Consider the following 18,850-nt stretch of genomic DNA (forward strand, 5'->3'; position numbering starts at 1 on the left):
AGTCTCCGCCTTTCGGACACCCGATGTTGAATCCATTCTTAGAACCTGTTCTACTCGAAGGCGTGACAGCCAGTTCGAGCAGCCCGACCCTGATCGATCACCCTGAGCCACCACTTTCCGCGCCACTGACGTTGTCCTTCGACTACACCCGTTCGGTGGGCCCCACGCTGAGCAAGTTCTTCACCGCGCTGCGTGAGCGCCGCATCCTGGGGGTGCGCGGATCGGATGGCCGGGTGCACGTGCCGCCCGCGGAATATGACCCGGTTACCTATGAGCCGCTGGGCGAGATGGTACCGGTGTCGGAGGTCGGTACCGTCGCGTCCTGGACGTGGCAGCCCGAGCCGCTGGAAGGGCAGCCGCTGGACCGGCCGTTCGCCTGGGCGCTGATCAAGCTGGACGGCGCCGACACGCTGCTGCTGCACGCCGTCGACGTGGGCGAGCCCGAGGCCATCCGGACCGGGGCTCGGGTGCACGTGCACTGGGCCGACGAGACGGTGGGCGCCATCACCGACATCGCCTATTTCGCGCTGGGCGGGGAGGCCGAGCCGGTGCCCGAACGGGCGGGGGGCGAACAAGACCCGGTCACCATGATCGTCACGCCGATCTCGCTGACGATTCAGCACACCGCCTCGCACGAGGAGAGCGCCTACCTGCGGGCCATCGCCGAGGGCAAACTGCTCGGTGCGCGCACCAGGAGCGCCGACGGCGCGGAAGGAAAAGTGTATTTCCCGCCGCACGGCGCCGATCCCGCCACCGGCCTGCCGACCACCGAGTTCGTCGAGCTGCCCGACAAGGGCACGGTGACGACGTTCGCGATCATCAACATCCCGTTCCAGGGCCAGCGCATCAAGCCGCCCTACGTGGCGGCCTATGTGCTGCTCGACGGCGCCGACATTCCGTTCCTGCACCTGGTCGCCGACATCGACGCGCACGACGTGCGGATGGGCATGCGTGTCGAGGCGGTGTGGAAGCCCCGCGAGGAGTGGGGATTTGGCATCGACAACATCGAATACTTCCGGCCCACCGGGGAACCCGACGCCGACTACGACACCTACAAACACCACCTGTAAAGGGCTTATCTGCACATGAGCGAACGCAGCGTCGCGGTTGTCGGCTTTGCCCACGCACCGCATGTCCGCCGCACCGACGGCACCACCAACGGCGTCGAAATGTTGATGCCGTGCTTCGCCCAGCTCTACGGCGAGCTGGGCATCACCCAGGCCGACATCGGCTTCTGGTGTTCGGGTTCGTCGGATTACCTTGCTGGACGGGCGTTTTCGTTCATCTCGGCGATCGACTCGATCGGCGCCGTTCCGCCGATCAATGAATCGCACGTCGAGATGGACGGGGCATGGGCACTCTACGAGGCCTACATCAAAATCCTGGCCGGCGAGGTCGACACCGCGCTGGTCTACGGCTTCGGCAAGTCCTCGGCCGGAAACCTGCGTCGCATCCTGTCGCGGCAGACCGATCCCTACACGGTTGCGCCGCTGTGGCCGGACTCGGTGTCGATGGCCGGACTGCAGGCCCGCATCGGGCTCGACAACGGCAAGTGGAACGAATCGCAAATGGCGCGTGTTGCGCTCGACTCCTTCTCGCACGCCAAGCGGGTGGACTCCGAGCAGCCCGCGATCAGCATCGATGAACTGCTCGAGCGGCCGTTCTTCGCCGACCCGCTGCGCCGCCACGACATCGCGCCGATCACCGATGGCGCCGCCGCGGTCGTGCTCGCGGCCGGTGACCGCGCCCGCGAGCTGCGGGAAAACCCGGCCTGGATCACCGGAATCGAGCACCGCATCGAGTCTCCGGCCCTGGGCCTGCGTGACCTCACCGAATCGCCGTCGACCAAAGCGGCGGCCCGGGCGGCCACCGGCGGAAACACCCGCAACCTGGATGTCGCCGAGATTCATGCGCCCTTCACCCACCAGCACCTGATCCTCGCCGAGGCGATAAACATCCCGGGGAAGACAAAAGTCAATCCCTCCGGCGGCGCGCTGGCGGCCAACCCCATGTTCGTCGCCGGCCTCGAGCGCATTGGCTTTGCGGCACAACACATCTGGAATGGCTCGGCCGGGCGGGTGCTGGCGCACGCCACCAGCGGGCCGGCCCTGCAACAGAACCTGGTCGCGGTCATGGAAGGAAAGAACTGATGGCCGGTGCAGGGGCGCACCTCGCCGCGGTGCTCGGTACCGGGCAGACCAAGTACGTCGCCAAGCGCCACGACGTTTCGATGAACGGCCTGGTGCGCGAGGCCATCGACCGGGCGCTGGCCGACTCGGGCTCCACCTTCGACGACATCGACGCCATCGTGGTCGGCAAGGCGCCCGACTTCTTCGAGGGCGTCATGATGCCGGAGCTGTTCATGGCCGACGCCATGGGGGCCACCGGCAAGCCGCTGATCCGGGTGCATACCGCGGGTTCGGTCGGCGGGTCCACCGCGGTGGTGGCCGCCAGCCTGGTGCAGTCCGGAAAGTACCACCGCGTGCTGGCGATGGCCTGGGAAAAGCAGTCGGAATCGAATGCCATGTGGGCGTTGTCGATTCCCATCCCGTTCATCAAGCCGGTGGGTGCCGGCGCCGGCGGTTATTTCGCTCCGCACGTGCGGGCCTACATCCGCCGCTCGGGCGCGCCGATGAACATCGGCGCCATGGTCGCGGTCAAGGACCGGCTCAACGGCAGCCGCAACCCGCTGGCGCACCTGCACCAGCCCGACATCACCCTGGAGAAGGTGATGGCCTCGCCCATGCTGTGGGATCCGATCCGCTACGACGAGACCTGCCCGTCGTCGGACGGCGCCTGCGCGGTGGTGATCGGCGACGAGGAGGTCGCCGAAGCCCGGCTGGCGCAAGGACATCCGGTGGCGTGGATCCATGCCACCGCGTTGCGCACCGAGCCGCTGGCCTTCGCCGGACGCGACCAGGTCAATCCGCAGGCCGGTCGCGACGCGGCCGCCGCGCTGTGGAAGGCGGCCGGCATCACCAGTCCGATCGACGAGATCGACGCCGCCGAAATCTACGTGCCGTTCTCCTGGTTCGAACCGATGTGGTTGGAAAACCTCGGTTTTGCCCCCGAGGGTGAGGGCTGGAAGCTCACCGAGGCCGGCGAGACCAAGATCGGTGGACGGCTGCCGGTAAACGCCTCCGGCGGCGTGCTGTCGTCGAACCCGATCGGCGCCTCGGGCCTGATTCGCTTCGCCGAGGCCGCGATCCAGGTGATGGGCAAGGCCGGCGATCACCAGGTTCCGGGTGCGCGAAAGGCCTTGGGGCACGCCTACGGCGGTGGCTCGCAGTACTACTCGATGTGGGTGGTCGGGGCCGACAAGCCCGACGCGAAGGCCAACGCATGACCGGCACGCACCCCGCGCACGAGGCCGGCCGCCGCTCCCGCGAGGCGGTCCAGGCCAGGGACAAGGACGCGTGGCTGGCGGTCTTCGCCGACGACGCCATCGTCGAAGACCCCATCGGGCCATCGGCTTTCGATCCCGAAGGCAAGGGCCACCGGGGCCGTGACGCGATCTCGGCCTTCTGGGACAAGGCGATCGCCCCCACCACCAGGATCGAGTTCTTCTTCCGCGACACCTACCAGTGCGGCAACGAGGAGGCCAATGTCGGGCACATCCTCATCACGACGGGCGATTACCAGATCACCGCGGAAGGCGTGTTCACCTACAAGGCCAACGACGAGGGCAAGCTCGTCGCCCTGCGCGCGTACTGGGAGATGGACCGCGCGGCCGCGAGCGCCCGAAAGGTCTGAATCGCTTCGCCGACTGTGAATCTGACGACGCGACACGCCGATCCAGCGCCGGTCCAGCGTCGTGGAATTCACACTCGGGGATGGCCGGTCGGCGCCCGCCCGATCGGCCGCCCTCGTCAGCTCACACGGTGAAGACCTTTATTACTTCGTCGCCGTAGTCGTTGATGACTTTGACGGCGACCCTGCCGGTCTCCGGCGGGTCGAACGGAATCGAAACGGTGCGGTAGAGAGCCGACCACGCGTCCGGTCGTATGTCGGCCCGCAGCGCCGTCTTCAGCCTCTTGTACGGGTCGTCACCGCCGGTGAAGTAGCAATGCCTTACGACGAATGACGTCCCGTCGTAATTGGTGTCGATCATCCACAGCGCGATCTGCCCGGTGTCGTTGCGGCGGACCGTCCCGGCGGTGGGATCGTAGACGTCGACGCCTTGGAGGTCGATGACGAGGCTGCCGTCGTCGGTCTCGCGTGCGTCGAAATCGGGCTCGCCGAAGACGGTGAACAGGTTCGCCGAACCGGTCTTCTTGAGGTCTTCGCCCATCAGCAGGTCGGCGTTCATTCGAACCATCAGCACCGCGAATCCCTCGCGGGGGGCATCGACGGTGGCGCCGGTGGCCTGCGGGTCGAAGGCGAACGCGAGGACGCACAGCAGGTCGATGTCGCCGGCCTTGACCGCCTCGCGCGTCGCTTCCTCGATGAATCCTGCGCTCACGGTGCCGTACCGCGGGCCAATCGCCAACCCGATGCGCGTGCCGCCACCACACTCCCCGACCGCCCGCATGTAGCTGCCCGCGTAGGCGTCGACCGAGGCGAACTCGATGCGCTCCTGCCGCCGGCCGTTCTGGATGCCGGCTTTGGCGACGTTGTCGAGGATGGACCGCTCGAAGGTAAGCGAATCCGCGGCCGGCTCGCTGATCGTCGCTCCGGGGAACGCCGAAGATCGGTGCGGCGAAAGGCTTTCAACCGTGAAGCGGCCGGAGACGCGGACCCTGCCCTTGTCCTCGTAGGGTTTGTCGTACAAATACTCGTAGCCGGCATGGCGCTTGATCGCGTCGTCGATCTCCTCGCGCGTCATCCCCTCCTTGATGTCGGGATTGTTGGCGATCGACTTCAACGTGATGTGCCGGACGCGCTCGTACACGAACCCGTGGCGAATGTCGTCGGTGACGGGTTCCCGTGAAGCCGGCTTCCCGGTCAGTTCCGCTTCTTTCCGACGCCCTTCCTTGGAGTCGGACAGCAGGTAGTATGGGAACCTCGCGCCCATCAGTCGCTGCCGGGCCAGTGCGAGGGCGACCCGCGAGGTGTCGATGGTGATCCAACGGCGGCCCCACTGCTCTGCGACGAAAGCCGTTGTCCCACTGCCACAAGTCGGGTCGAGGACCAAGTCGCCGGGGTCGGTGGTCATGAGCACGCAGCGTTCGACGACGGTGCGCGACGTCTGCACCACGTAGACCTTGCCGGCCTCGCCGCGGGTCGCCAACCATTGGTTCGTGAGGACCACATACGGAAAGTCGTCGAAGAAGCGCTTGAAAATGCGGAATCGGCCGGTCGGCATCAATCGGCCGGCCCACTCAAGCCGGTTCATCCCCTCAGGGGTCGTTTTCCAGTGCACGCCGCTCTTTCCCGCGAGCTTGCGCCCGCTCGGAAGAACCAGGTCGGCCGCCGCGCCCCCGGCGGACGTGACGTCCCCGGTCGTCAATGGGCGGAGGTCTCGGGAAACCGGTTCGTTGCCTGCCAGTTGTTCCTTGGTTAGGGCCACAATCCGGCCGTCCGCCGACTCCGCCCTCGTGTATTCGATTGCACCGGGACCCCCGAGGGTCGCGGCGACGAACATCGGGCGATATTTTGTCGCCGGCTTGAATCGTCCGTACCAGAGAAGGTGGTCGGCGACGTTCGGGATCAGGTCGGTGGCGAAACCGGTGGTTTTCGCAAACGAAATCTGGCTGACAAAGTTCTCGCCGCCGAACACTTCGTCCATCAGGCAACGCACCAGATGGACGTTCTCATCACCGATCTGGACAAAACACGACCCGGACTCGGTTAGCAGATCGCGTGCCACGACCAACCGGTCCCGCAGGTGCGCAAGGTAAGAGTGAATGCCAAGCTCCCAGGTGTCGCGGAATGCCTTGACCCGCTCGGCTTCTCGCGCGACGCCTGCCGCCCTGGCGTCCCCGACGTCTCGCTTGCGCGCGGACACCTGCCAACTGGGGCCGAACCTGATCCCGTACGGCGGGTCGACGTATATCATCTGCACCTTGCCCCGCAACGATTCTCGTTCGGCAAGGGACGCCATGGCGTTCAGCGAGTCGCCAAGAATCATCCGGTTGGCCCAATTCGGCGGGTGTCGATAGGACTCGATCCGTGACAACCCATCGGGCCCACCTTCGGGCCGCCCGGCGGCCCGGAGGAGATTTCCAATCAGCAAGAGAGGTTCGATCTTCTCCTGAATGTAGATCGGCGGCGCGTCCGCGATGAGATTCGATGAGTCCCGCCCGTCCTTGCCGCGCCACATCAGTTGTGGGTCGAGGCTCGGATCACGTTCGTAGCGAACCCGTTTGGGTACGCCGGATGCCGGATCGACGAAATCCTCGCCGTCATCAGTCGGAATATCGGTGCGGGCTCCGGCGGGCGTGAGCCCCACCGCTTTCTTACGCGCCACGGCGGGTCCTGAAGTCGAGCGCGTCCGCGTCCCCGATGATCGCGTGGTGCAGATCGCGCACCGCATCCGACCCCGTGACCTCGACGCACCCGCATCGTCCGAACCGCGGGAACCCATTTCTCCCTTGCTGTGCGTGGGAGTCGAGGATCGGGTTCGCGGCCGGCGCAGCCAATCCGCACTCCCCTCATCCGCGGTCCCGTCCGCCAGCTATACATGGCGGACCCGACAGGATGCATCCTAAAACCATCTATAAATGGTCGACCCCGCCTTTCGACGTCGGCATTTTGCGGAAGTGCCGGAGTCTGCGATCGAGCGAGAGCTGGCGTTGGCACTCGGCCGAAAGTTGGCCGAACTGCGCCAGCAGCGCGGGCTGACACAGGAGTTCGTGGCTCAATCCGCGGGCATCAGCCGCAACCACTACCAGCTGCTGGAGTATGGGCTCGGCCAACGCAGCAATCGCAGGCCGGCGAATCCGCGGCTGTCCACGCTGGTGGCGCTCAGCGAGGTTCTCGGCACGACGGTGCCCGAGCTAATCGGCGCGATGTTCCCGCCCGGGCGATCGACGGAAGAAAACCGCTAAATCGGCTCCAGCCCGGCCATGTGCCGCTGCGCCAGGTCGCGATACGCCTGCGGATTGAGGTTGACCCACATTTCCGCGCCCGTGCCGGCGATCGGGCCCTTCACCTGCGCCGGCACGCCGACCGCCAATACCCCGGCCGGAATGTGCGTGCCGGCCAGCACCAGCGAATGGGCCGCGATCAAGCTGCGCGCGCCGATCACCGCACCGTCGAGAACGATGGCGTGGTTGGCGATCAGCGCCTCCGATCCGACGTGAACCCCGTGGATGACGCACATATGGGCCACCGTCGCTCCCGGGCCGATGTCGACCGGAATGCCCGGCGGCGCGTGCAGCACCGATCCGTCCTGCACGTTGGCGCCTTCCCGCACCACGATCGGCCCGTAGTCGCCGCGCAGCACGGCGTTGAACCACACCGACGCCCCAGCCTCGACCGTGACGTCCCCGATCAGGGTGGCCGTCGGGGCCACGAACGCCCCGGGATCCACCCGCGGCGATCGACCCTCGAAAGAAAACAGTGGCATCGTCTAGATATATACCGCGGCGTGCATATCCCGTGGCCAGACCCGCCGTCGTTGCGCATGCCAGCCCCAAAACTGTAACGTGTTCTAGTTAGAGGCCATTGAGTTGGAGGTGACAGGTGACTACCGACACTGATGCGGTCGGCATCCGGGAAATCGATTCCGGCACCTTGCCGACCAGGTACGCCCGGGGCTGGCACTGCCTTGGCGTCGCGAAGGACTACCTGGACGGCAAGCCGCACGCCGTCCAGGCGTTCGGCACCAAGCTGGTGGTGTTCGCCGACTCGCACGGGGACCTGAAGGTGCTCGACGGCTACTGCCGCCACATGGGTGGCGACCTGTCCATGGGCACCATCAAGGGCGACGAGGTCGCCTGCCCGTTCCACGACTGGCGCTGGGGTGGCGACGGCCGCTGCAAGCTGGTGCCGTACGCCAAGCGCACACCCAGGCTGGCGCGCACCCGGTCGTGGACGACCGACGTGCGCAGCGGCCTGCTGTTCGTCTGGCACGACCACGAAGGAAATCCACCGGATCCCGCGGTCAGGATCCCCGAGATTCCCGAAGCCTCGAGCGACGAGTGGACCGACTGGCGGTGGAACAGCATCCTCATCGAGGGGTCCAACTGCCGCGACATCATCGACAACGTCACCGACATGGCGCATTTCTTCTACATCCATTTCGGGCTGCCGACGTACTTCAAGAACGTCTTCGAGGGTCACATCGCCTCGCAGTACCTGCACAACGTGGGGCGTCCCGACGTGAACGATCTCGGGACGGCCTACGGCGAATCGCACCTGGATTCCGAGGCGTCCTACTTCGGGCCGTCGTTCATGATCAACTGGCTGCACAACAGTTACGGCGACTACAAGGCCGAGTCGATCCTGATCAACTGCCACTACCCGGTCACCCAGAACTCGTTCGTGTTGCAGTGGGGCGTCGTCGTCGAAAAGCCCAAGGGCATGGACGACAAGATGACCGACAAGCTGTCACGGGTCTTCACCGAAGGCGTCAGCAAGGGCTTCCTGCAGGATGTCGAGATCTGGAAGCACAAGACCAGGATTGAGAACCCGCTGCTGGTCGAGGAGGACGGCGCCGTCTACCAGATGCGTCGCTGGTATGAGCAGTTTTACGTCGACGTCGCCGACATCACACCGGAAATGGTCGAGCGCTTCGAGATCGAGGTGGACACCTCCCGCGCCAACGAGTACTGGAATGCCCAGGTCGAGGAGAACCTGAAGGCCAAGGAGGTCGAATCCGCTGCGGCCGAACCGGTTTCCGACGAAGTGCCGGCCGAGCAACACTGATCGACATGCCTGACGATCAGTCGGCGGTCCCCGACGTCGATCGGCTCGCCCGATCGATGCTGCTGCTGCACGGCGACCACCACGATCACCAGCCGCCCGCCGATCCAAACGGTGCCCCGGCGCCCAAATTCTGGTCGAAGTCAAGGGATTTCGCCAATGACCCGCAACGCGCCGCCGCGGTCGCCGAGGCCACCCGCGCCGACCGCGAGCACTACCTGAGGTCGGGGCTGCTGCCGGTCGATTGCCGGTTCTGCCACGTCACGGTCGCCGTCAGGAGGCTGGGGCCTGGTCACACCGCGGTGCAGTGGAACACCGAAGCCGCGCAGCGTTGTGCGTACTTCACCGAGGTCCGCGAGTCGGGCGGGGATACCGCCCGCACGCGAGCGTGCCCGAAACTGGGCGACAGCATCGAGCACGCCGTGGCAGAAGGCTACCTGGACGCGGTACCCGACGACTACTGAGCTACGGCCCGCCGGCTCAGAGCCCGGCGAACCGCTCCTTGACCGTTTCGACGGTGAGCCCGTAGTCGGCAAGCGAATACGTGTGTTTGGGCGCCCGCTCGCCGGCTTGGCTTTCGGCGTGGCTCTTTTCCATGGCTACCCGCGCCTCGTCGGTCAACGTCAGACCGAAGTGCCGGTAGATGTCGGCCACGGTGCCCAGCGGGTCGGCGATCAGGCCGCGGTAGTCGACGTCGTAGAACTGGGCCGGATCGTATTTGGCGCGTGCGGTGTTGAACCGCTCGAGCCCGCGTGACCAGGTTTCCATTGCGTCAGCACCGATTTGGGCGCCGACGAACGTCGTCGACCAGCCCTCGGCGGTGTGCTGGGCCAGCGAGCACATCGAGGCCATGATCGTCTCGACGGGCCGGTGGGTCTGGATCACCAGCGCGTCGGGGTAGGTCGCCATCAAGGCGTCCAGCGCGAAGAGGTGGCTGGGGTTCTTCAGCACCCACCGCTTGTCGGCGTCGTTGAGGCCGATCAGCTGAAGGTTTTTGCGGTGCCGCCGATACGACGGCGTCCAGTCCTGCCGCGAGAGCCACTCCGCGTAACTGGGGATGTGCGCGAGGGTTTCGTAGGACACCGAATGCAGCGACTGCCGCAGCAGCTGCCAGCATTCCTCCAGCTCGTAGGCGGCCATGAAATGCAGGCCGGTGTAGCCGGGGTTTTCGGCGTGGTGCTGGTTGAACTGCGCATCCAGCTGGCGGTACAACGGGTTTGACTCCCAGGTTTCGCGCGGCGGTCGCGGCTGCGGGAACTCGGCCAACCACATGTGCAGGCCCTGGTGAGCCGGGTCGGCGCCGAGCAGCCGGTGCAGCGCCGTGGTGCCGGTGCGCACCAGCCCGGTGACGAAGATCGGCCGTTCGACCGCGACGTCGGCGTGCTGCGGGTATTGCTTCCACGCGGATTCGGACAGCAGCCTGGCCACCAGCGCGCCGCGCAGGAAAAACCGATTCATCTTGCTGCCCAACACCGTTAGGCCTGCTTCCCGTCGGTAGGAGTCCAGCAGCACCCCCAGCGCCTCAAGGTAGTTGTCGTCGTCGATGCCGAAGTCGTCGAGCCCGGTCAGCTTGGTGGCCGATGCGTGCAGTTCGTCGACGGTGGCCACATCTTTCCGGTCGGCCATCAGGTGTGATACTCCCCGCAGTTGACGTCCAACGTCTGACCGGTGATGCCGCTGGACAGGTCACTGGCCAGGAAAAGAATCGCCGAGGCCACCTCGTCCTCGGTGGGCAGCCGCTTGAGGTCGGAGTTCGCCGCGGTGGCCTGGTAGATCTGGTCCACCGTGGTCCCGTACTTGCCGGCCTGATGCTCGAAGTAGCCTTGCAGTGTGTCGCCCCAGATATAGCCGGGCGCAACGGAATTGACGCGGATGCCCTGCTCGCCGAGTTCGGTGGCCAGCGACTGCGACATGGCCAGCAGCGCGGACTTGGCCATCTTGTAGGCACCGTATTTGGCCTGCGAGTGCCGCAGCACCATGGAGTTGATGTTGACGATCGATCCGTGCGACGCCTCGAGCGCGGGCGTGAAAGCCTGGATGAGCCGCAGCGCCCCGAGCGCGCTGAGCTCGATCGCGTCCCGGATGTGCTGAAAGCTGGTGCCTGCCAACGGTTTCATCGACGGAACCCGAAACGCGTTGTTAATCAGCACGTCGACCTTGCCGTAGGTTGCCATGGTGATCTCGACGAGGTAGCCCACCTCCTCGTCGTCGGTGATGTCGGTGCGCACCGCCAGGGCCTTGTGCCCGGCGTCGTTGATCTGTTTGGCGACGGCGTCCAGCCGTTCGGTGGTACGCGCCGCCAGCACCAGGTCGGCGCCGTCGCGGGCGCACCGGTGCGCCAGCGTGGTGCCGAGTCCCGGCCCGACGCCACTGATGACGACCACCTTTTGATCGAGTATTCCTGTCATCGTCACCCCAGCATCCTCGCCGCAATTTGCTGTTGCCGCAACGCTATTCGCGCGCGCCACTGTTCATCGGAGATCTTGTTGTGCTCGAAGTATGGCAGCGCGGCCGGTATCGCGTCGAAGTCGACCAGCTCGACGGTGGGCCCGTCGGCCTCGGTGAGCTCCCGGGACACCCGCTGCCAGCGGAACTGCAAAAAGCCACGCCGATGCCCGAGCGTCTCGACCCAGTTAGTCACTCCGGGATTGCGGTCGGCGACGACGATGCGGACCTTGCCGTCCGGATCCGCCTGAGCCTGAGTGTTGTTCAGCGAGGTCTGGTGGTTGATGTAGTCCAGCGAGATGTACCACAAGCTACCCAGCTGGAAGCCGAGGTAGGGGGCATCGGAGACCGGCACGGTGATCACCAGCGCTTGATCTGGCCGCAGCTCGAAGTGCCCGACCGACGAGTACTGGGTGGCCAGGCCCCCGGGCGTCAGCCGGGGCGCGACCATGGTGTTGACCGGAATGTCGAGATAGAACCACTGCGGGAACTGCAGCCACGTCTTCACCCGGTTGACGAGTTGCTTACCCGCTGTGGCATAACGCTTTTCGATGGTCTCGCGGTTCAGCGGAGGCGGCGCGGTGCCCGCGGTGTCCAGCCTGGAGATCGTCAGCGTGCCGCGCCGCGCCGACCAGTCGCCGTACACCTCGCGGATCACCAGTTGCCCGGGGCTCGTCGGCCGCACCCGCCACTCGAAGCTACCGTCCGCGGCGATCTCGAGTTCGCGATCGTCGAACGCGGCCTGGCTGGCCGGGACGTTGTCGTCGGTGTACTCGCCGCCGAGCAGCTGGAAACTCAGGTCGGTGGTGGTGCCACGCGTGCCGGTGACCACGTAGTCGCGGTCGGCGTGCACCCGGGTGCCGAAGTAGAGGGTGTCGGGGTTGTCCAGGCCCATCTTGGTGAACGGCCCGGTGCCCGACTGCAGGAACGGGTGGTCGCGCTCGTAGTCGAAGGCCAGGTGCATGCAGCCCGCGATGCAGCCGGCCAAATACTGCAGCCCTTCGAGCAGGTCGGCTTCGGTCTCGATGTGCGGTGCGGCCGCCACCAATGTCTCGGCCTCGGCGATCGCGTTGATGAGGGGTCCAGAAACGGGATGAGAGGGCACGACCTCGACGCTAGAACGTGTTCCTATTTTGCGTCAATGGCGAACATCTCCGCGTGTCGTTTGGCGCGTCCAACGACGAGGCCCGATCACTACGACGTGCACTTGTTGGCGAGGTCGATCAGATGCTGCCGCACGTCGGGATGCCGGTTGAGGTAGGCCAGCACGTCGTTGGAGCCGCCCTCCGCTTGCGACTTGGCGGCCAGCTCCTGCCTGACGTCGGGATGCTTGTCCAAGTACGCCTGAACGGTTTGGGACGCCGATTGCCCCACGGTGGTATTGCACTGTTGCTGGGGATCGGCGCTGGCCACCGGCAACGCGATCACCATCGATGCGATGGCGCTCAGCAGACCACCGGCAAGCACGCCGGACAGTCCGCGCCGAAGACGGACGCCAGACTTGGAAGTCACGGTCATTGGATTGCTCCTTCACACAGACGTCGCAATCAACACTACCGACGGCCGGGGTGCCGGAACGACCGTCGAAGCCCGGCACCTGGGGCTAAGCCGGCCCGGTCCCGGTATACGGCGTTACTTGGCCCGGGTTTCCGATTTCGACGTCTCCGGAGCTGCCGAAGGTTCTGTGGCCGGTGTTGCCAACGCCAGCCGCTCCCCCGGACCCCGAGTTTCGGCCGCCGAGGCTTCCGTTGCCGAAATCGCCGCCGCCGGCACCGCCGAAGCCGGCGTGGTGACAAGGGGTGTCGCCGCCGTCGGAGTCGTGGTTTCTTCGGCTTCCGGGGCTTCCGGGGCCTCCGGTGCCACCGTTTCGGCCGCGTCCGGGGAAGGCGTGGTTTCCGGTGCCGCGGGCGGAGTCGTCCGGGGGCCCGCCCGAGAAGTCGTTGTCGCCGACGTTCCCGTCGCCGCGGCCATCGTCATCGCGGCCATACCGCCCGCCCCCACGAAGCCTGGGTTTACGCCGCCGACATTTCCACCGCTTAGGTTGTTGCTGCCGGCAATGCCGGCGTTGCCGCCGACGACGTTGGTGGTGTCCACGTTTTCGCCGGCGGCGGTTGCAGTAGCCCCAGTGGTGCCAGTGGCTCCGCTCCCCACGTTGCCGCCGCCGTAGGCGCTGCCCACGTTGGCGCTGCCCACGTTGGCGCTGCCCTGATTACCGCCACCGGCGCTGCCGCTGCCGGCGCTCCCACTACCGGCGCTCCCACTACCGGCGCTCGCGCTCCCACTACCGTTGTTACCGCCGATGCCCCCGAGGCCGGGCAGGCTCGGCACGGCCGGCAAACCGGCCTGCCCCGACGTCAATTGCACGGCCGCCGCCGACGCCCCACCGTGATAGCCCACCATCGCGGCCACATCCTGCGCCCACATTTGCTCGTAGTAGGCCTCCGTGGCCGCAATCGCCGGCCAGTTTTGCCCAAACAGGTTCGACATGACCAACTGCACCAAGTCGTTGCGATTGGCCTCCACCGCCAACGGATGCACCGTCGCGGCCAGCGCGCTCTCAAACGCGCTGGCCACCGCCTGAGCTTGGGTGGCGGCCTCCTGAGCCTGAGATGCCGCCGCACTCAACCAGCCGGCATACGGAGCGGCCGCCGCCGCCATCGCCGCCGCCGCCGCACCCTGCCACGCCTGAGACGCCAACGTCGAGGTCACCGAGGCAAACGACTCTGCGGCAGACGACAGCTCCGAGGCGAGCCCATTCCACGCCACCGAAGCTTCCAGCATCGGGCCCGAGCCTGCGCCAGAAAACAACAGCTGAGAAATGATCTCGGGTGGCAACGTCAGGAAACTCATCGGATCAGGCCCCCACCCTCAAAGACGATTCAAGGCGAAAACACTTAGGTTAATACCTAAGCCGGCGACCGTTGTCGCCTTGGGGGCCAGTTTCGGGCTAGCGGGCGGTCCCGACCGACGGGAAGCCGAACGGCGTTGTCAGTGCGTGACCGCGACGCCGCTGTCTTGCTCGCGTTTGATTTCCAGGGCGATGTCGATGAGTTGGTCTTCCTGGCCGCCGATGAGCTTGCGCTGACCGGCGCGGTACAGCAACGCCGACGCCGGCACGTCGTAGCGTTCGGCCTGCCGGACGGCGTGCTTGAGGAAGCTCGAGTAGACGCCGGAGTACCCCATGATCAGCGCGTTGCGGTCAAGCACGCATTCGGCCGGCATGGCCGGGCGCACGACATCCTCGGCGGCGTCGGCGATGTCGAAGAAGTCGATACCGGTCTTGACGCCGATCTTGTCGAACACCCCGATGAGGGCCTCGACCGGCGCGTTGCCCGCGCCGGCCCCGAACCGGCGGCAGGAGCCGTCGATCTGCTTGGCGCCGGCGCGCACGGCCTCGACGGAGTTCGCCACCCCCAGGCCAAGGTTTTCGTGGCCGTGAAAACCCACCTGGGCGTCGTCGCCGAGTTCGGCCACCAGCGCCGCCACCCGGTCGCGCACCCCTTCGAGGACCAGCGCCCCGGCCGAGTCGACCACGTAGACGCACTGGCAACCGGCGTCGGCCATGATGCGCGCCTGCGCGGCCAGCTTCTCCGGCGGAATCGTGTGCGCCATCATCAAAAACCCGACGGTTTCCAGGCCCAGCTCGCGGGCCAGCCCGAAGTGCTGGATCGACACGTCGGCTTCCGTGCAGTGGGTGGCGATCCGGCAGATCGACCCGCCGTTGTCCTGCGCCTCCTTGATGTCGTCTTTGGTGCCCACCCCGGGCAGCATCAGGAACGCGATCTTGGCCTCGTTGGCCGTCTCGGCGGCGAGCTTGATCAGTTCCTGCTCGGGCGTCTTGGAGAACCCGTAGTTGAAGCTCGACCCGCCCAGCCCGTCGCCGTGGGTTACCTCGATGACCGGGACACCCGCGGCGTCCAGCGCCGCGACGATGGCGCCGACCTCGTCCTTGGTGAACTGGTGACGCTTGTGGTGCGACCCGTCCCGCAGGGACGTGTCGGTCATGCGGACGTCCCAGATGGGGTTGAAGAAGATATCGGTGCTCATCGCGTACCTCCTGCGACCAGCGTCGCATCCCTTTTACGGGCGATCTCCTCGCCGACCTTGGTGGCCGCCGCGGTCATGATGTCGAGGTTGCCCGCGTACGGCGGCAGGTAATCCCCGGCGCCCTCGACCTCGACGAACGTGGTGACCAGGGCTTGGCCGCCGGAGTTGATGGACGGCTCGTCGAACTGCGGCTCGTTGAGCAGCCGGTATCCGGGCACATAGGTCTGCACCTCGGCCACCACGTCGTGGATGGATTTGGCGATCGCCTCGCGGTCGGCGTCCTCGGGGATGGCGCAGAAAATGGTGTCGCGCATGATCATCGGCGGATCGGCCGGGTTCAAGATGATGATCGCCTTGCCGCGTTTTGCACCGCCGATGGTTTCGACGCCCTTGCTGGTGGTCTTGGTGAATTCGTCGATATTGGCCCTGGTGCCCGGGCCGGCCGAGACTGACGCGACCGAGGCGACAATTTCGGCGTAGGGCACTTCCACTACCCGCGAAACCGCATACACGATCGGAATGGTCGCCTGGCCCCCGCAGGTGATCATGTTGACGTTCGGCGCGTCCAGGTGCTCGCGCAGGTTCGCCGGCGGGATCACCGCGGGGCCGACGGCGGCCGGCGTCAGGTCGATGGCCCGGATCCCCGCGGCCGCGTACTTGGGTGCCGCGTCCCGGTGCACGTAGGCGCTGGTCGCCTCGAACACCAGGTCGGGTTTCTCGGGCTGCGCCAGCAGCCAGTCGACCCCTTCGTGGGTGGTCTCCAGGCCCAGCCTGCGGGCCCGCGCCAGGCCCTCGCTTTGCGGGTCGATCCCCACCATCCAGCGAGGTTCCAGCCAGTCCGATCGCAGCAGTTTGTAGAGCAGGTCGGTGCTGATGTTTCCCGACCCGACAATGGCCACTTTCAAGGCCACACTCGCCTTAGACGGCATGATGCTCCTTTTTCGAAGCGCCTGGAATTTGGACCAATTCCAAAACTAATCCGACACTATTCAAACGACAACCGAACGGAACCCAGCCCCGTGAAGTCGGCGACGAACTGGTCACCGGCGTGGGCGTCGATCGCCCGCGTGCACGATCCGGGTAGCACGACGTCACCCTTGCGGAGCCGCACCCCGAAGCTTTCCACCTTGCGGGCCAGCCAGGCCACCGCGGTGACCGGATTGCCCAGCACCGCATCGCTGCGGCCCTCGGCGACCACCTCGCCGTTGCGGGTCAGCACCGCGTCGATCGCCTTCACGTCGATGTCGGCGGGCGACACCCGGGCCTCACCCAGCACGAAGCCCGCCGAAGAGGCGTTGTCGGCGATGGTGTCGCACAGCGCGATCTTCCAGTCGGTGATCCTGGTGTCGATCAGCTCGATCGCGGGGACCAGGGCCTCCGTGGCCGCCAGCACGTCGTCCTCGGTGCAGCCGGCCCCCGGCAGGTCCGCGGCCAGGATGAAACCCACCTCGACCTCGACCCGCGGATACAGGTAGCGGCTCGCCTTGACCGGGGTGTCTTCGAACACCTGCATCTCGTCGAGCAGATGCCCGTAGTCCGGCTCGTCGACCCCCATCATCTGCTGCATCGCCAGCGACGACAGCCCCACCTTGTGCCCCAGCACGCGGGCTCCTTCGGCGACCCGCTGGCGGATGTTGATCAGCTGGATCTCGTAGGCGTCGACCACGTCGATCTCGGGGTGGGCGGCGGTCAGCGGAGAGATCGGCTCGCGGCTGCGCTCGGCCTGCGCCAGGTCGGCCGCCAGCTCGTCGCGGATCGCAACACTGAGCATTTCCCGGAAGTCCCCTCGTCCTGAAGTTATCGGTTTGACCGGGCCGGTAGCGCCCAACCCGGGCAATTCTATAACGTGTTCTACATGACAGCGCAGGAGTACGACGTCGTCGTGGTCGGCAGCGGCGGGGCCGGCATGGTGGCCGCCTTGGCCGCCGCACACCGGGGTCTATCGACAGTAGTCATCGAGAAGGCTCCGCATTACGGCGGCTCCACCGCACGGTCAGGCGGCGGCGTCTGGATTCCCAACAACGAGGTGCTCAAGCGCGACGGCGTGCGAGACACCCCCGAGGCGGCCCGCACCTATCTGCACGACATCATCGGCGGCTTTTCGGTCAGCAAGGTCGAGCCGGAGCGCATCGACGCCTACCTCGAGCGCGGAACGGAGATGCTGTCGTTCGTGCTCAAGCACACGCCGTTGAAGATGTGCTGGGTGCCGGGCTACTCCGACTACTATCCGGAGGCCCCGGGCGGCCGCGCGGGTGGCCGGTCGATCGAGCCCAGGCCGTTCAACGCCCACAAGCTCGGCGCCGATGAGGCCGGGCTGGAACCGGCATACGGCAAGGTGCCGCTCAATGTGGTGGTGATGCAACAGGATTACGTGCGGCTCAACCAGCTGAAGCGGCACCCGCGGGGTGTGCTGCGCAGCCTGAAGGTGGGCGCGCGCACGATGTGGGCCAAAGCGACCGGAAAGAATCTGGTCGGCATGGGCCGCGCTTTGATCGGGCCGCTGCGGATCGGGCTGCAGCGGGCCGGCGTTCCGGTGGTACTCAACACCGCGCTCACCGACCTGTACGTCGAGGACGGCGCGGTGCGCGGGGTTTACGTCCGCGACGCCACTGAGTCGGAATCGGCGGAGCCGCAACTGATCCGGGCCCGACGCGGCGTCATCCTGGCCAGCGGTGGTTTCGAGCACAACGAACAGATGCGGGTCAAGTACCAGCGGGCGCCGATCACCACCGAGTGGACCGTCGGCGCCAAGGCCAACACGGGCGACGGCATCGTCGCCGGCGAAAAGCTCGGCGCCGCACTGGATCTAATGGAGGACGCCTGGTGGGGCCCGACGGTGCCGTTGGTGGGTGCGCCGTGGTTCGCGTTGTCGGAGCGCAACTCGCCGGGGTCGATCATCGTCAACATGTCGGGCAAGCGGTTCATGAACGAATCGATGCCCTACGTCGAAGCGTGTCACCACATGTACGGCGGCGAATACGGCCAGGGGCCAGGGCCGGGCGAGAACATTCCCGCGTGGCTGGTGTTCGACCAGCGGTACCGCGACCGCTACATCTTCGCGGGATTAAACCCCGGACAACGCATTCCGCGTAAGTGGCTGGATTCCGGCGTGATCATCCAGGCCGGCACGCTTGAGGAGCTGGCCGACAAGGCCGACCTGCCGGTGGCCGAGTTCACCGCGACCGTTAAGCGTTTCAACGGGTTTGCGCGGTCGGGCGTCGACGAGGACTACCACCGCGGGGAAAGCGCCTACGACCGCTACTACGGCGACCCGACCAACAAGCCGAACCCGAACCTCGGCGAGATCAGCCACCCGCCCTATTACGCCGCCAAGATGGTGCCGGGGGATCTGGGTACCAAGGGCGGCATCCGCACCGATGTCCACGGCCGTGCGCTGCGCGACGACGGCACGATCATCGAAGGCCTTTACGCGGCGGGCAATGTCAGCGCCCCGGTGATGGGGCACACCTATCCCGGCCCCGGCGGCACGATCGGGCCGGCGATGACGTTCGGCTACCTCGCCGCCCTGCACATCGCGGGAGAACGCTAA

18 protein-coding genes are annotated in these 18,850 nt (G+C 66.3%); 8 read left to right on the top strand and 10 right to left on the bottom strand.

What is annotated here, in order from left to right:
• Positions 1-62: 62 nt before the first annotated feature.
• From K3U93_RS22400 to K3U93_RS22415, 4 genes are read left to right on the top strand one after another with little or no spacing between them, the layout of a single operon-like run.
• Entirely contained in the window at positions 63-1,070 is a 1,008-nt protein-coding gene (locus K3U93_RS22400) for a Zn-ribbon domain-containing OB-fold protein (RefSeq protein WP_083011799.1), read from the top strand.
• 15 nt (positions 1,071-1,085) lie between these two features.
• Positions 1,086-2,150 carry a thiolase family protein gene (locus K3U93_RS22405; RefSeq protein ID WP_083011797.1) on the top strand — a complete coding sequence of 355 codons (1,065 nt, stop codon included), beginning with the start codon at positions 1,086-1,088 and terminating at the stop codon, positions 2,148-2,150.
• Positions 2,150-3,346 carry a thiolase family protein gene (locus K3U93_RS22410; protein ID WP_071513147.1) on the top strand — a complete coding sequence of 399 codons (1,197 nt, stop codon included), beginning with the start codon at positions 2,150-2,152 and terminating at the stop codon, positions 3,344-3,346. The genes K3U93_RS22405 and K3U93_RS22410 overlap by 1 nt, the downstream gene beginning before the upstream one ends.
• Positions 3,343-3,753, top strand: a complete 411-nt coding sequence (locus K3U93_RS22415) for a nuclear transport factor 2 family protein (protein WP_071513146.1) — start codon at positions 3,343-3,345, stop codon at positions 3,751-3,753. The genes K3U93_RS22410 and K3U93_RS22415 overlap by 4 nt, the downstream gene beginning before the upstream one ends.
• A gap of 121 nt (positions 3,754-3,874) precedes the next feature.
• Here the strand turns inward: K3U93_RS22415 and K3U93_RS22420 are convergent, their stop codons facing one another.
• Entirely contained in the window at positions 3,875-6,409 is a 2,535-nt protein-coding gene (locus tag K3U93_RS22420; RefSeq protein WP_083011795.1) for a site-specific DNA-methyltransferase, read from the bottom strand.
• Between the two features lie 292 nt (positions 6,410-6,701).
• Here K3U93_RS22420 and K3U93_RS22425 point away from each other — a divergent pair, with 292 nt between their 5' ends.
• Positions 6,702-6,989 carry a helix-turn-helix domain-containing protein gene (locus tag K3U93_RS22425; protein ID WP_071513143.1) on the top strand — a complete coding sequence of 96 codons (288 nt, stop codon included), beginning with the start codon at positions 6,702-6,704 and terminating at the stop codon, positions 6,987-6,989.
• Here K3U93_RS22425 and K3U93_RS22430 read toward each other — a convergent pair.
• Positions 6,986-7,510 (bottom strand): gamma carbonic anhydrase family protein, encoded by a 525-nt coding sequence (locus tag K3U93_RS22430; RefSeq protein ID WP_083011790.1) that lies wholly within the window; start codon positions 7,508-7,510, stop codon positions 6,986-6,988. The genes K3U93_RS22425 and K3U93_RS22430 overlap by 4 nt on opposite strands.
• Positions 7,511-7,626: 116 nt before the next feature.
• Here K3U93_RS22430 and K3U93_RS22435 point away from each other — a divergent pair, with 116 nt between their 5' ends.
• Together K3U93_RS22435 and K3U93_RS22440 are read left to right on the top strand one after the other, a co-directional pair.
• A complete protein-coding gene (locus K3U93_RS22435; RefSeq protein WP_083011788.1) occupies positions 7,627-8,811 on the top strand; it encodes a 3-ketosteroid-9-alpha-monooxygenase, oxygenase component in 1,185 nt (394 codons plus the stop codon).
• A 5-nt stretch (positions 8,812-8,816) separates the two neighbouring features.
• Entirely contained in the window at positions 8,817-9,272 is a 456-nt protein-coding gene (locus K3U93_RS22440; protein WP_083011785.1) for a hypothetical protein, read from the top strand.
• Positions 9,273-9,288: 16 nt separating this feature from the next.
• On the opposite strand, the gene K3U93_RS22445 is transcribed toward K3U93_RS22440, so the two are convergent.
• The 8 genes from K3U93_RS22445 to K3U93_RS22480 form a co-directional block, all read right to left on the bottom strand.
• Complete coding sequence (locus tag K3U93_RS22445) at positions 9,289-10,434, bottom strand: sulfotransferase family protein (RefSeq protein ID WP_083011783.1); 1,146 nt, start codon at positions 10,432-10,434, stop codon at positions 9,289-9,291.
• Positions 10,434-11,216, bottom strand: a complete 783-nt coding sequence (locus tag K3U93_RS22450) for an SDR family oxidoreductase (RefSeq protein WP_083011780.1) — start codon at positions 11,214-11,216, stop codon at positions 10,434-10,436. The genes K3U93_RS22445 and K3U93_RS22450 overlap by 1 nt, the downstream gene beginning before the upstream one ends.
• Before the next feature lie 2 nt (positions 11,217-11,218).
• Complete coding sequence (locus K3U93_RS22455; protein ID WP_083011777.1) at positions 11,219-12,358, bottom strand: hypothetical protein; 1,140 nt, start codon at positions 12,356-12,358, stop codon at positions 11,219-11,221.
• Positions 12,359-12,447: 89 nt separating this feature from the next.
• Positions 12,448-12,771, bottom strand: a complete 324-nt coding sequence (locus K3U93_RS22460) for a heme-binding protein (RefSeq protein WP_083011775.1) — start codon at positions 12,769-12,771, stop codon at positions 12,448-12,450.
• 114 nt (positions 12,772-12,885) lie between these two features.
• On the bottom strand, positions 12,886-14,103 hold the full coding sequence (locus K3U93_RS22465; RefSeq protein WP_083011772.1) for a PPE family protein: 1,218 nt from the start codon (positions 14,101-14,103) through the stop codon (positions 12,886-12,888).
• Between the two features lie 138 nt (positions 14,104-14,241).
• Positions 14,242-15,300: a 4-hydroxy-2-oxovalerate aldolase gene (dmpG, locus tag K3U93_RS22470; RefSeq protein WP_083011770.1), complete on the bottom strand. Its 1,059-nt coding sequence runs from the start codon at positions 15,298-15,300 to the stop codon at positions 14,242-14,244.
• Positions 15,297-16,229 carry an acetaldehyde dehydrogenase (acetylating) gene (locus K3U93_RS22475; RefSeq protein WP_071513133.1) on the bottom strand — a complete coding sequence of 311 codons (933 nt, stop codon included), beginning with the start codon at positions 16,227-16,229 and terminating at the stop codon, positions 15,297-15,299. The genes dmpG and K3U93_RS22475 overlap by 4 nt, the downstream gene beginning before the upstream one ends.
• Positions 16,230-16,285: 56 nt before the next feature.
• Positions 16,286-17,071: a 2-keto-4-pentenoate hydratase gene (locus K3U93_RS22480; RefSeq protein WP_083011767.1), complete on the bottom strand. Its 786-nt coding sequence runs from the start codon at positions 17,069-17,071 to the stop codon at positions 16,286-16,288.
• Positions 17,072-17,155: 84 nt separating this feature from the next.
• Here K3U93_RS22480 and kstD point away from each other — a divergent pair, with 84 nt between their 5' ends.
• Complete coding sequence (gene kstD / locus K3U93_RS22485; protein ID WP_083011874.1) at positions 17,156-18,850, top strand: 3-oxosteroid 1-dehydrogenase; 1,695 nt, start codon at positions 17,156-17,158, stop codon at positions 18,848-18,850.

Origin of the sequence: Mycobacterium malmoense (assembly GCF_019645855.1) — a bacterium.
Taxonomy (GTDB): Bacteria; Actinomycetota; Actinomycetes; order Mycobacteriales; family Mycobacteriaceae; genus Mycobacterium; species Mycobacterium malmoense.

What these genes read in the sequence shown, in the direction of transcription:
- K3U93_RS22405 (WP_083011797.1), top strand. Translation starts at nt 1,086, where the DNA reads ATGAGCGAACGCAGCGTCGCGGTTGTCGGCTTTGCCCACGCACCGCAT.
- K3U93_RS22410 (WP_071513147.1), top strand. Translation starts at nt 2,150, where the DNA reads ATGGCCGGTGCAGGGGCGCACCTCGCCGCGGTGCTCGGTACCGGGCAG.
- K3U93_RS22415 (WP_071513146.1), top strand. Translation starts at nt 3,343, where the DNA reads ATGACCGGCACGCACCCCGCGCACGAGGCCGGCCGCCGCTCCCGCGAG.
- K3U93_RS22430 (WP_083011790.1), bottom strand. Translation starts at nt 7,510, where the DNA reads ATGCCACTGTTTTCTTTCGAGGGTCGATCGCCGCGGGTGGATCCCGGG.
- K3U93_RS22440 (WP_083011785.1), top strand. Translation starts at nt 8,817, where the DNA reads ATGCCTGACGATCAGTCGGCGGTCCCCGACGTCGATCGGCTCGCCCGA.
- K3U93_RS22445 (WP_083011783.1), bottom strand. Translation starts at nt 10,434, where the DNA reads ATGGCCGACCGGAAAGATGTGGCCACCGTCGACGAACTGCACGCATCG.
- K3U93_RS22450 (WP_083011780.1), bottom strand. Translation starts at nt 11,216, where the DNA reads ATGACAGGAATACTCGATCAAAAGGTGGTCGTCATCAGTGGCGTCGGG.
- K3U93_RS22460 (WP_083011775.1), bottom strand. Translation starts at nt 12,771, where the DNA reads ATGACCGTGACTTCCAAGTCTGGCGTCCGTCTTCGGCGCGGACTGTCC.
- K3U93_RS22465 (WP_083011772.1), bottom strand. Translation starts at nt 14,103, where the DNA reads ATGAGTTTCCTGACGTTGCCACCCGAGATCATTTCTCAGCTGTTGTTT.
- dmpG (WP_083011770.1), bottom strand. Translation starts at nt 15,300, where the DNA reads ATGAGCACCGATATCTTCTTCAACCCCATCTGGGACGTCCGCATGACC.
- K3U93_RS22475 (WP_071513133.1), bottom strand. Translation starts at nt 16,229, where the DNA reads ATGCCGTCTAAGGCGAGTGTGGCCTTGAAAGTGGCCATTGTCGGGTCG.
- K3U93_RS22480 (WP_083011767.1), bottom strand. Translation starts at nt 17,071, where the DNA reads ATGCTCAGTGTTGCGATCCGCGACGAGCTGGCGGCCGACCTGGCGCAG.
- kstD (WP_083011874.1), top strand. Translation starts at nt 17,156, where the DNA reads ATGACAGCGCAGGAGTACGACGTCGTCGTGGTCGGCAGCGGCGGGGCC.